The organism is Rhizobium mongolense USDA 1844 (assembly GCF_000419765.1).
Lineage (GTDB): Bacteria > Pseudomonadota > Alphaproteobacteria > Rhizobiales > Rhizobiaceae > Rhizobium > Rhizobium mongolense.
Window position 1 is genome coordinate 20,584 of record NZ_ATTQ01000027.1, and the last position, 11,778, is coordinate 32,361.

The following is an 11,778-nucleotide window of genomic DNA, read 5'->3' on the forward strand; positions in this document are numbered from 1 at the left end:
TCTGCCTGTATTAAAGGAACTCAGAAAGTATAGCCTGGAATTTTTAGTGCCGACGTCCCCGCGCCATTTGTTTCTCGTACTCGCTTCGGGTTGCTACTATGAATTTCGATCGACCTTCACATGCTGACCGTGCGGTTAGGGGTCAGGCCTTCAGTTGCATTTTCCCGCAGATCTTTTCACTGATCTTGCTAACGTGTGCGCTTGCCCCAAACGTCCAAGCCGCGGACGAGCGCCCTGCAGCGTCCTTCTTTGAGAGCTTTGACCGGCTCGATCCCAACTTCTGGTATATTTCAGACGGCTGGACGAACGGTGATCATCAGAACTGCATCTGGTCGGCAAAAATGATCAAGATTGCCGACGGCTTTGCGTCGCTGATGCTCGCAAAGGACACTGTCGATCAGAAGGCCCTGCTGTGCGCAGAAATCCAGACGAAGCAACGCTACGGCTTTGGTACCTATGAGGCACGGATAAAGGCGGCGACCGGGTCGGGCCTTAACTCGGCGTTTTTCTCCTATATTGGCCCCGCCGACCAGGAGGAGCACGACGAGATCGATTTCGAGGTGCTGGGGAAGAACAGTGCTGCTGTCCAGGTCAACCAATATGTGAAAGCGAAGGGCGGCAACGAAAGGCTCGTTTCGCTCGCTGGTCCGGCAGACGAGGGTTTCAGCCATTTTGCCTTTACCTGGGAGCCCTCCAGGCTGCGGTTCTTCGTCAACGGCTTCCTCGTCAACGAGGTGACCGATCCGCTCCGCATTCCGACGGCAAGGCAAAAAATCTTCTTTAGCCTGTGGGGAACCGATACGCTGACAGGCTGGATGGGGCCCTTTGCCTACAAAGGACCGGCGATCATGCAGGTCGACTGGGTGAGCTTTACCGCTACCGGCGAAAGATGTCTGTTTGCAGGCTCTCTGACCTGCGACGGGGCCATCCCCGTCAGCGCCCCTGCAAAGCCGCAGGAGAACCTTTGATGGCGCACGTGCTTTACCTAGTCCATGATCTGTCCGATCCGGCAGTTCGCCGGCGCTTGATCATGCTGACACGCGGCGGCGCGACGGTTGGCCTTGCAGGCTTTTCGCGAGCAAAGATCCCAGGCGAGATCGAAGGCATCAAGCCGGTCAACCTCGGCAGGACGGCCGATGGTCGCTTTGTCCAGCGCACCTGGGCCGTTCTCAAGGCAATGGCAAGGCTGCGTTCCGTCCTTGCGGGCCTCAGCAAGCCGGACGTGATCGTCGCCCGCAATCTCGAAACGCTGGCATTGGCAAACCGCGCCAACGGTTATTTCGGCGGGTCCGTGCCAATCGTTTACGAGTGTCTCGATATTCACAGGCTGCTCATCGGCATGGGTCCCGTCGCGCGCTCGATGCGACTTGCCGAACGTTGGTTTGGCCGAAACGTCAGTGCGATCGTCACCAGTTCGCCAGCCTTCAAGAGCAACTATTTCGATGTGCTGTCTTTTCTGAAGATCCCGGTCATGCTCGTCGAGAACAAAGTCGTCGCGGCCATGGATGACGGCCTTCTTCCCGCTCCGCAAAAACGCGAAGACCGGCCATGGCGCATCGGCTGGTTTGGCGCGCTGCGTTGCAGGAAATCATTGAAGCTGCTTGCGCACTTCTCAAGGATGGCGAATGGCAGGTTCGAGATCATTCTGCGCGGCCGGCCGGCTTATTCGGAATTTGACGATTTCGACGCCTTCGTGGCGAACGAGCCCTTCATGCGTTTTTATGGTCCCTACCGAAACCCGGAGGATCTGGGTGCAATTTACGGCGAGGTCGACTTTGCCTGGACGGCCGATTGTTTCGAGGAGGGCCACAATTCCAAGTGGCTGTTACCGAACCGGCTTTACGAAGGATGCCTGCACGGGGCGGTACCGATTGCCGTTCAAGGCACCGAGACGGCTGAGGCGCTTCGGCGCAACAATATCGGCCTGATCTTGTCGGATGCCACGTCCTTTGCGCTAAGCATGGCGATGGAAGGGCTGGACGTTCGGCGCGTTAGGTACCTGAAGTCCGCCGTTGCCGCGTGCGATCGGCGCAACTGGGCGATCGATGAGGCTGACTGCAAGAGCTTGGTCGCCTGGCTCGCCGGCTTGGCGCCAGCCGGGCCTCGCAAAACTTCAGATCACTTTCCGATCAGTTCATCATTTGCCATATAGGATTGAACGCGATGAATAAGCACGTAAGTCCAGAAGATTGCTGCTTGATCGTCATTCCATGCCTTAACGAGCGAAACCACATTGGTGCGCTTTTGAACGGTCTGAGCATGGAACTTCAAGCTCCGGGCTGGCGCATTGTGGTGGCCGATGGCGGCAGCAAGGACGGCTCGCAGGATATCATTAAGGCCGCCTGCGCCATCGATCCACGCATCATCTTCCTTGACAATCCGAAGCGCCTGCAAAGTGCGGCGATCAATCTTGCAGTGGCCCGCTACGGCCGTGATTTTGAATATTTCGTGCGCATGGACGCGCATGGACAATATCCGAAGAATTATTGCCAACAGCTCATTGCTGATGCCGAGATGACCGCTGCTGCCTCCGTCGTCGTCGCCTTGGAGACGACGGGTTTCAATACGATCCAGAAAGCAGCCGCGATTGCCCAGAACTCCAAGATCGGCAATGGCGGTTCTGCGCATCGCAACCTGTCGACAGGCGGCTACGTCGACCACGGACACCACGCCTTGATGCGCGTCAGCGCCTTTCTCGCCGTCGGCGGCTACGATGAAACCTTTTCTCATAACGAGGATGCCGAGCTTGACTTCCGCCTGAGGAAGGCTGGCTACAGGATCTGGATCAGCGGCACGACAAGCATGGTCTATCATCCCCGCGCAAGCGTTGGCGCACTGTTTTGCCAATACCTCAATTACGGCCGCGGACGGGCGCGCAATATCCGCAAACACAAGACAATGCCAGCTTTGCGCCAAATGCTGCCGCTTACAGTCGCGCCCGCCGTTGCCGGCGCCGTGCTCGCCTTGTTTTACTGGGCGGCGATCGTTCCAGCTTTCGCCTGGGCGTTTACCTGTATCGGCTATGGCTTTTATCTTCGCGTGCGCCAGCAGATGCCCCACGGACCATTGGCCGGACTGCTTGCTATGGTCATGCATGTAGCCTGGTCAACCGGTTTCTGGCTGGAGATGCTGTCGCTTGGTCCAAGAAGGAGCGCTTCATGAGCCGGCCGCTTCTCATCGAAATTGCAGTCTGCACATACCGGAGGAGCTCGCTCAGCGACACGCTGGCGTCGATTGCGGCGGTTGCCGTACCTGAGCAGGCCGCTCTTCGCATCATAGTCGCCGACAACGACATTGAAGAAAGCGCCAGGGGTGCCATCGAGGCAATCAGAGCCCAAATTGCCCATCAGGTGATTTACCTTCATTGCCCTGCTGGCAACATATCGATTGCCCGCAATGCCTGCCTCGATCAGGCGACAGGCGACTATCTGGCCTTTGTCGACGACGACGAGTTGGTCACGTCGGGCTGGCTCACCGCCCTGCTGGCTACCGCCAAGCAGACGAATGCAGCAGCCGTGCTCGGCCCCGTGTCGGCGCGCTACGGCAAGAATGCCCCCGCTTTCATGATTGACGGCGACTTTCACTCGACGAAACCGGTCCTCGTCAATGGCGAGATCAAGACGGGCTACACCTGCAATCTCCTGCTCGACAGGAACGCCGAAGCCTTCCGCGGCCGGCGCTTTGACCTGGCCCTTGGTCGCTGCGGCGGCGAGGACACGACATTCCTTGCCGACCTCCACGCGGCCGGCGGCAAGATCGCCTTTGCGAACAAGGCACTGGTCATCGAACCGGTTGCCGAGGAACGGGCCTCAATCGGATGGCTCGCCGGGCGCCGGTTCAGGTCCGGACAAACCCATGCACGCATCCTGCACAGGACTGCAGTCGCACCTGGGTTGGCGCTGGAGATCGTGCGCGCCGCGCTGAAGGCACTGGTCTGTTTTGGCGCATGCCTTGCGATGTGGTTCCTGCCCGTTGATCGTTGGCGCCATGCCTTGAGGGGAATTCTGCATCTCGGCGTCATTGCCGGTCTGCTTGGCGTCCATGAAGCGACGCACTACGGAGGACCGAGTCCAGCCGCAAGGAGCACTCCCGATGTTGCCTGACACCCCGGACATCTCCTACATTATTGCCGCCTACAATGCCGCAGGCACGGTCGCACGCGCCGTTGAAAGTGCGCTTGCCCAGGAAGGTGTCGATGTCGAGGTGATTGTCGCCGACGACTGCTCGGTCGATGAGACGGCTCACATCGTGCGCTCCTATGCCGGCGACAAGGTGCGGCTCGTCAGCCTGCCAGAGAACCGCGGACCTGGTGCCGCCCGCAATGCGGCGATCGCCGACGCGAGAGGCAGATGGATCGGAATTGTCGATGCCGACGACGAGATCCTGCCTCAAAGGACGCGACGGCTCCTTGCGTGCGCCAATGTTCCGGGCGTCGACGCCGCCGTCGATAATCTTGTCATCAAGGCGGACGGCAAGGAGCGGCTTTTACACCGCACGGCCGATCTCGCCCGGCTCGGGAATTTGAGTCTTGCCCATTTTATCGACCACAACATGCTCTTTGCCGGCCGCTTCAATCTTGGCTATCTGAAGCCACTCGTTCGCCGCGACTTTGTTCGGGCAAACGGCATTGCCTATGACGATCAGCTACGCATCGGCGAGGATTACCTGTTCCTCGCAAAGACGCTGTCGCGCGGCGCATATTGCGTGGTTGAACCGGAGGCAGGCTACATCTACCATTCCGCCAAGGGCTCGATCTCTCACGTTATGAATCTGAACTACGTCCAAGCCATGCTTCGTGCGGATCGTGATTTTCTGGTCACCTTCCCGATCGATGCCGCAGCCCGAAGAGCGCAACTCAGGCGAATTAAGAACCTCGAGGAGGCGGCTGCCTTTCTGACCCTCGTTGACCATATCAAACGGCGTTCTGTTGCGGATGCTGTGAAGGACGTCCTGCGCAATCCGGCAGCAGCCCGTCATCTCAAGATGCCGATCGCGGCATGCATCAAGTCAGCGATGATGGCGCTGCAGACGCCTATTTCGGCCGTTAGGCGGGTGTCGCAATGAACGAGTTCATAAGCAAGGCAAAGATGATGCAGGAAGCAATACGCCCCTATCTCGGTCAGCCGGGCACGGCCAAGCAGCCTGGGGCCGGCGATGAGAGGTTCATAGACGTCGACCGCCTGATGCAGATCGCCAGGCGTCAGGCAAAGCTCGTGGTCCTTTTTGCCGCCATTGGCCTGCTGCTCGGCGTTACCCGGCTGGTGTTTGCAACCTATTATTACACGGCAGGCACCAGCGTCCTCATCGATGACAATCTGAGCCGGTTTGCTGGGGACGTTTCACCGGCGCCTGCAAACATGGAATCTGACAAGAAGATCATGAGCCAGGTGGCGATCTTGAGGTCAAGCTCGCTTGCGGCAAAGGTGGTCGACAGGCAGAAGCTTTACGAAAAGCGCGAATTCGTCAATCCTCCACTCTCGGTCACCCAGCAGATCAAGGGCCTTGCCAAGATGGCGATGGACGTGTTTGCCGGTATAGGCACGGAGATGGCAGATGCCGATAGCGTCGATGCGCGCAAGGGCACTGCCGTGGCAGTTCTCATGGAAAATCTGAGGGTCGAGCAGCAACCGCAGAGCTTCGTGATCGACCTCTATTACACGTCGACAGACCCCACCTTGTCGGCGCAGATCGCTAATGCCTATGCCGAGGCCTATCTGTCAGACAAGCTCGATGCCAATTTCGACGCGTCGCAAAGGGCGACGGTCTGGTTGCGCGCTCGGCTGACCGATCTGAAGGATCAGTCGCAGGAAGCGGCCCTGAAGGTCGAACGCTACCGCACCGAAAACGGCCTCACCTCGGCAAAAGGTGCCCTCTTGTCGGAAGAACAGCTCTCCGACATCAGTGGCCAGTACATCTTGGCACAGGCGGACAGCGCCAAGGCGCTTGCGCTATACAACCAGTACAAAACGATCGTCGCCGCCGGCCAGCAGACTGCCGTCGATAATGCCGCAACCGTCTCCGAGCAGGAAGGCTCGACAGTCATTTCTACGCTCAGAGCGCGCTATCTCACGGTCACCAAGCGGGCCCAGGAGATCGAAGGCCGTTTCGGTACCGAACATCCGCAGGCCATCACGCTGCGTAGGGAGCAGGACGACATTGGGCGGCAGATATTTCTAGAGCTCAAGCAGATGACGGAAAGCTACCGCAATCAGTATGAGGTTGCGGTCTCGCGCGAGGCATCGCTGAAGGAGGGACTGTCGAGGATCACCGGCCAAACCTCGGCGGCGAATGAATCGCTCGTGCAATTGAAAGACTTGGAACGCAACGCCGAAGCCATTAGCGACCTCTACAAGACCTATCTGACGAAATATCAGGAAACGGCCCAGAACCAGTCGTTCCCGATATCAGAAGCGCGCGTCATCTCGCCTGCCTCGCCGCCGACCGAGGCATCCAGCCCCAAGCGCACCCTGACGCTTGGTGGCTCGCTGATACTTGGCGCGATCTTCGGTATCGGACTTGGTCTGTGGCGCGAGATTAGGGAAGGCACGTTCCGCCTTGGTGAGGAATTTACGACGCTCGGCCTGAAGTTCTTGGGTTACCTGCCGCCGATCCCGGGGGCCACGCGTCCCTCTCCCGATGACGAAAGGAAGCTCATCGCCAATCCCGGTGTCGAAACCATGCGGTTTGCGGTCAAATCGGGCGGCACCAAATTTACCGAGACCTTACGGCATGCAAAGATCGTGACCGATACGATGCTCGGCAGCCAGAACTGCAAGGTCATCGGCATCGTCTCAGTATTGCCAGGCGAAGGCAAGACGACGATCGCGGCAAATTTCGCGACGCTCGCGGCATCCAGCCCAGCCAAGGTGCTGATGATCGACGCTGATCTTAGACGTGGATCGCTAACGCAGGGTCTTGGCATCCGCTTTGAAACCGGCTGGACAGAGGCGCTTGCTGGAACAACGAGATGGCAAGACACTCTGGTTGTCGATCCGCAGACGGGTGCGAGCCTTCTCGCGACACCGCGCCAGGTAAAGGCCTTCAACACGAGCGAGCTGATCTCAGGTCCTTCCATGGCAACTCTGTTGGAAGAAGCCCGCTCCATGTTCGACTATATAATCGTGGACCTTCCACCAATCGGGCCGGTCTTTGATGCCAAAGCTTTTGAGCCCTTGGCCGATGGTTTCCTGCTCGTGTCGGAATGGGGGGCCACACCACGGGCCCTTTTGAAGTCAACGCTTGAACAAGAACCGGCGATCGCAGCGAAATTGCTCGGCGTTGTGCTCAACAAGGCCGATCAGGAGAAACTTTCTACCTATGGCGGGCTTGGCAGTTCCGAAAAGCTCTATTCCCGGTATGCGAGCTACTACCTCGAGCAGGGCGAGCCGATCATGAAGGCGCGGGGCCGCAGACGGCGAAAGGCGCGCGTGCACCCATCGAAGGAGCTCTAACGAGACGCGCAAGAAGCACTGATCCAATGCAACGTTGGTGTGAAGCAACCCCCTGGTTTGCGCCATGCCGATTTTAATGACAGTCACCAGTTCCGGAGCGTTTGAAATGAAGATCTTAATCACAGGAAATATGGGCTATGTCGGGCCCGCTGTCGTCTCTCACCTACGCCGTGAGATACCTGATTGCTTGCTTGTTGGCGTCGATACTGGCCTTTTCGCGCATTGCCTCACCCAAGCAAACCTGCCCGAGCGTTTGCTTAATAGTCAGGTCTTTGCCGATGTCCGCGACCTGCCCGCCGAGCTATTCGACGGCGTCGATACGGTCGTGCATCTGGCAGCCGTTTCCAACGACCCGATGGGCGGCCGCTTTGAGGCGGTGACCGACGAGATTAACCACCGCGCTACACTGAGAACAGCCGAACTCGCCGCCAGCATGGGCGTCAGAAGTTTTGTTTTTGCCTCCAGCTGCTCCATGTACGGATTTGCCGAGGGCGGCGCGCGCACCGAAGCAGATGAGCTTAATCCTCTGACCGCCTATTCACGTTCGAAGGTTGCGGCGGAGACAGGGCTTGGCGAGATCGCCCGCAACAGCCAAATGACGGTCACCGCGCTGCGCTTCGCGACTGCCTGCGGCTTTTCCGGACGCACGCGACTGGATCTCGTCCTTAACGATTTTGTGGCCTCGGCGCTGAGGACCGGACGGGTTTCGGTCCTCTCTGATGGCACGCCCTGGCGGCCGCTCATTCATGTCAACGACATGGCAAGGGCAATCGAATGGGCGCTGCTCAGGCAGGATGGCGGAAATTTTCTCGCCGTCAATGTCGGTTCCGAGGACTGGAATTATCAGGTCCGCGAGCTCGCGGAGGCCGTCGCCGCCTCGGTTCCGGGGACGGTCGTCGAAATCAACAAGGACGCTCCACCGGACCGACGTTCCTATCGGGTTAATTTCGATCTCTACCGGAGCCTGGCACCGGCCCATCAGCCAGAAGTAACGCTTGCAGGCGCTATTGCCGATCTGAAAACCGGCCTTGATGCGGCGGGTTTGAAGGATCCCGATTACCGCTCTGCGCAACTCGTGCGATTGAACGTGCTTACACAGGCGATCGACGGCGGCAGCCTTGGTACCGATCTGCGCTACACGGCCGATCCGTCCGACCGTACTTTCATTCCTGGTTTCAAGGACCCGGCTCATCGGACGCGCGAAGCCATGCCTGGCTGAACCGATCATGTGACACAGTGACTTTAAAGCCGCGTACGGCGGGCAACGCTTCAAAGGACGAGAGGACGCAATGAAAGTTGTCATTTTTGCAGGAGGCTACGGGAGCCGTCTTTCGGAGGAGACTACACTTCGGCCAAAGCCTATGGTCGAGATCGGCGGGCGACCGATCATCTGGCATATTATGAAGATCTATTCGCACTACGGCTTCAACGACTTCGTTGTGCTTGCCGGTTATAAAGCGGATTACATCAAGGACTACTTCATCAACTATGCAATGATTAACAGCGACTTCACAGTCGACCTGGCGACAGGGGAGTTCAAGTGGCTCCGCCGCTCGCTGGAGCCGTGGAAGATCACCGTGCTCGATACCGGGCTGAACACGATGACTGGCGGACGATTGAGGCGCGCCCGCGACGTCATTGGCGATAGGCGGTTCCTTCTGACCTATGGCGACGGTGTCTCCGATACCGATATCGCCGCGACCATTGAGCTTCATGAGCGGGACGGAAACTGGATCACGCTGACCGCCGTCAGCCAGCCGGGCCGCTATGGCGCGCTTGGCCTGTCGGACGACGGAACTCGTGTCCATGCCTTCCGCGAAAAACGCATTGGCGATGGCGGTCTGATCAACGGTGGCTTCTTTGTCTGCGAGCCTGAGGTCTTCGACCTCATCGAAGGTGATGACACCGTCTGGGAAGAGGGGCCGATGGAAAGAGCGCTTCACATGGGCAAGGTTGGCTCGCACTGGCACCAGGGCTTCTGGCAAAGCATGGATTCGCTGCGAGACAAGATGGTGCTCGAAAAGGCCTGGGAGAGCGGCAATGCGCCATGGAGGCTCTGGGACCCGACACCGGGGTGAACCGAACCGCTGACCAGCGACACGTCGCCTCTGCGGTTTGGCCACCCGAACAAAACTGAACAATACCGTCTGTGCAATGGAATATTGCCTGCGAACTGCGCGAAATATAGTTCCAATCTGTATCACTATGTTACATTAAGTATATTTCGATTATAATGAATCTTTTTCTATTGCCTTTTTGAAGGCTTTAGTTACTAATTTCTTAACATTCTGCTTTCGGGGAGCTTCATGATGAAGCATGATGTCGAATTAGCCGATGCCTCTATTTTCTCGCACTACACCCAGTGGCTGCCAATGAGGCCATTGGGCGGGTTGCGCAAGAGGGTGTTTGACGTTGTCGGCGCCCTCATTCTGCTCGTCCTGTTTTCCCCACTCTTCTTGCTGATCGCGATTGCCGTAAAGCTTGATGACCGCGGCGCCGTTCTTTTCGGTCATCAGCGCGTTGGCCACAACGGAAAGTCATTCCGTTGCCTGAAATTCCGAACCATGGTTACCGAGAGCGATGCGCGGCTTGCTGCCTATCTCGCCGAAAATCCCGCCGCCCTTGCTGAATGGGCAACGACCCGCAAGCTGCGTCACGACATCAGGGTAACCACCACCGGAAAGGTGCTGCGAAAACTCAGTCTCGACGAGTTACCGCAATTGCTCAATGTCTTGCGCGGCGATATGAGCCTTGTTGGCCCGCGTCCAATCATGGGCGAAGAAATGGCCCGTTATGGCGATTGCGGAAGGCACTACCTCCGCTCGCGCCCAGGTCTCACCGGCAAGTGGCAGGTGAGCGGGCGAAGCGACACGACCTATGAAGAGCGCGTTCAGCTCGACAGCCAGTATGTCGAGCACTGGTCCTTCGTCGGCGACGTCTGGATCATTTTGAAGACCGTGCCGGTGGTCCTGTTTGCGCGGGGTGCCCGCTAGCACGCCGACGCCTTTGCCAGGCAAAGATAGGAAAGAACCATGGGGTCAATTCGTCAGCTTTCTCCTTTCGCGCGTAACGCCATTTACGCGCTAGCGCGGCTGTGCCTTGCAACGCTTGCCGCAGTCGTCTGTCTTGTTCAACCGGCGTTGCTGTCGGCTGCGCACGCTGATCCCTATAAGTTAGGAATCATGGACAAGCTGTCCGTCCGCGTGGTCGAATGGCAGACTGCCGAGGGGCAGTTTCGCGAGTGGCCGGGTATTACAGGCGAATACATTGTCGGTCCGAACGGTGATCTGGCTCTGCCGTTTGCCGGTGAACTGAAAGCTGCCGGCCAGTCGACCTCGGAGGTGGCGCGCGAGATCGCACGCAGTCTCCAGGAGCGTTTCGGGCTTCCCGATCCGCCGGAAGCTTCGGTCGAGATTCTTGAATTCCGGCCGATTTTCGTAGCTGGCGAAGTCCACACGCCCGGCAAATATCCCTACGATCCGGAGATGACGGTCCTGAAGGCGATCAGTCTTGCCGGCGGCATGCGTCGTGGACTGGACGAAGGTCAACGGTTCGAACGCGACTTCATCAACGCCAGGGGCAGTCACGAGGTACTTGTTGCCGAGCGCGCCCGTCTGATGGCGAAGAAAGCGCGACTTGCCTCCGAGGAGGCCGGCGAGGAGAAGATTGTGATTCCCGAAGACCTTGCCGCCGTCCCGCAATCGCGAACGCTGATCGAGGATGAAATGGCAATCATGGAAACGAACCGCAATGCGTTCGACCTTCGCCTCAAAGGCCTTGATGAGCTGCAAACCCTCTACGGCAACGAAATCACCTCACTCAGCAAGAAGGTCGACAACCAGACCCGGCAAGTGGACCTTTACAAGAGGGAACTTGAAAAAACCGCCAAGCTCGTCGATCAGGGTCTGGCAGTCAGCTCCCGGGCGCTGGGCCTTGAGACGACGCTTGCCGATACCCAGAGCAATCTGCTTGACCTCGACGCTGCCACGCTGCGCGCCAAGCAGGAGATGAACAAGGCCGCCCTCGACACGATCGACTTGAAGAACGAGCGCAAATCGAAGATTGCGCTCGATATGCAGGAAACCAAGTCGCAGCTGGACGAAAATGCTCTGCAGCTTCAGATGTACCGGCAACTGATGGCTGAGGCGCTGGTGAATGCGCCAACGGCCTCGCAATTAACCGGAAGCGACGCCGCCAGGCTCATCAGCTATTCGATCGTACGAACGGTCGCAAGCAAGATCCAGGAGATTCCAGCGACCGAAACGACGCCCGTGCAGCCGGGAGATTTGGTCAAGGTCAGTGTCACCAACGAAAAATCATAGGACTT

10 protein-coding genes are annotated in these 11,778 nt (G+C 58.3%); all 10 read left to right on the top strand.

Annotated features, from left to right (window positions below; all coding sequences use genetic code 11):
- The first annotated feature begins 98 nt into the window (after window positions 1–98).
- The 10 genes from exoK (at window position 99) to A3C3_RS0131935 (ending at window position 11,773) form a co-directional block, all read left to right on the top strand.
- Window positions 99–968, top strand: a complete 870-nt coding sequence (gene exoK, locus A3C3_RS39825; RefSeq protein ID WP_022718610.1) for an endo-1,3-1,4-beta-glycanase ExoK — start codon at window positions 99–101, stop codon at window positions 966–968.
- Window positions 968–2,152 carry a glycosyltransferase gene (locus A3C3_RS46290; RefSeq protein ID WP_051154542.1) on the top strand — a complete coding sequence of 395 codons (1,185 nt, stop codon included), beginning with the start codon at window positions 968–970 and terminating at the stop codon, window positions 2,150–2,152. The genes exoK and A3C3_RS46290 overlap by 1 nt, the downstream gene beginning before the upstream one ends.
- An 11-nt stretch (window positions 2,153–2,163) precedes the next feature.
- Window positions 2,164–3,162: a glycosyltransferase family 2 protein gene (locus A3C3_RS46295; RefSeq protein WP_028740176.1), complete on the top strand. Its 999-nt coding sequence runs from the start codon at window positions 2,164–2,166 to the stop codon at window positions 3,160–3,162.
- Window positions 3,159–4,103, top strand: a complete 945-nt coding sequence (locus A3C3_RS0131905) for a glycosyltransferase family 2 protein (protein ID WP_022718611.1) — start codon at window positions 3,159–3,161, stop codon at window positions 4,101–4,103. The genes A3C3_RS46295 and A3C3_RS0131905 overlap by 4 nt, the downstream gene beginning before the upstream one ends.
- Window positions 4,093–5,064 (top strand): glycosyltransferase family 2 protein, encoded by a 972-nt coding sequence (locus A3C3_RS39835; RefSeq protein ID WP_022718612.1) that lies wholly within the window; start codon window positions 4,093–4,095, stop codon window positions 5,062–5,064. The genes A3C3_RS0131905 and A3C3_RS39835 overlap by 11 nt, the downstream gene beginning before the upstream one ends.
- On the top strand, window positions 5,061–7,451 hold the full coding sequence (locus tag A3C3_RS39840) for a polysaccharide biosynthesis tyrosine autokinase (RefSeq protein ID WP_022718613.1): 2,391 nt from the start codon (window positions 5,061–5,063) through the stop codon (window positions 7,449–7,451). The genes A3C3_RS39835 and A3C3_RS39840 overlap by 4 nt, the downstream gene beginning before the upstream one ends.
- Window positions 7,452–7,557: 106 nt before the next feature.
- On the top strand, window positions 7,558–8,670 hold the full coding sequence (locus A3C3_RS39845; RefSeq protein ID WP_022718614.1) for an NAD-dependent epimerase/dehydratase family protein: 1,113 nt from the start codon (window positions 7,558–7,560) through the stop codon (window positions 8,668–8,670).
- Window positions 8,671–8,740: 70 nt separating this feature from the next.
- A complete protein-coding gene (gene rfbF / locus A3C3_RS0131925) occupies window positions 8,741–9,529 on the top strand; it encodes a glucose-1-phosphate cytidylyltransferase (protein ID WP_022718615.1) in 789 nt (262 codons plus the stop codon).
- 294 nt (window positions 9,530–9,823) lie between these two features.
- A complete protein-coding gene (locus A3C3_RS0131930; protein ID WP_145611739.1) occupies window positions 9,824–10,444 on the top strand; it encodes a sugar transferase in 621 nt (206 codons plus the stop codon).
- 39 nt (window positions 10,445–10,483) lie between these two features.
- A complete protein-coding gene (locus A3C3_RS0131935) occupies window positions 10,484–11,773 on the top strand; it encodes a polysaccharide biosynthesis/export family protein (RefSeq protein ID WP_022718617.1) in 1,290 nt (429 codons plus the stop codon).
- The last annotated feature ends 5 nt before the right edge of the window (window positions 11,774–11,778 follow it).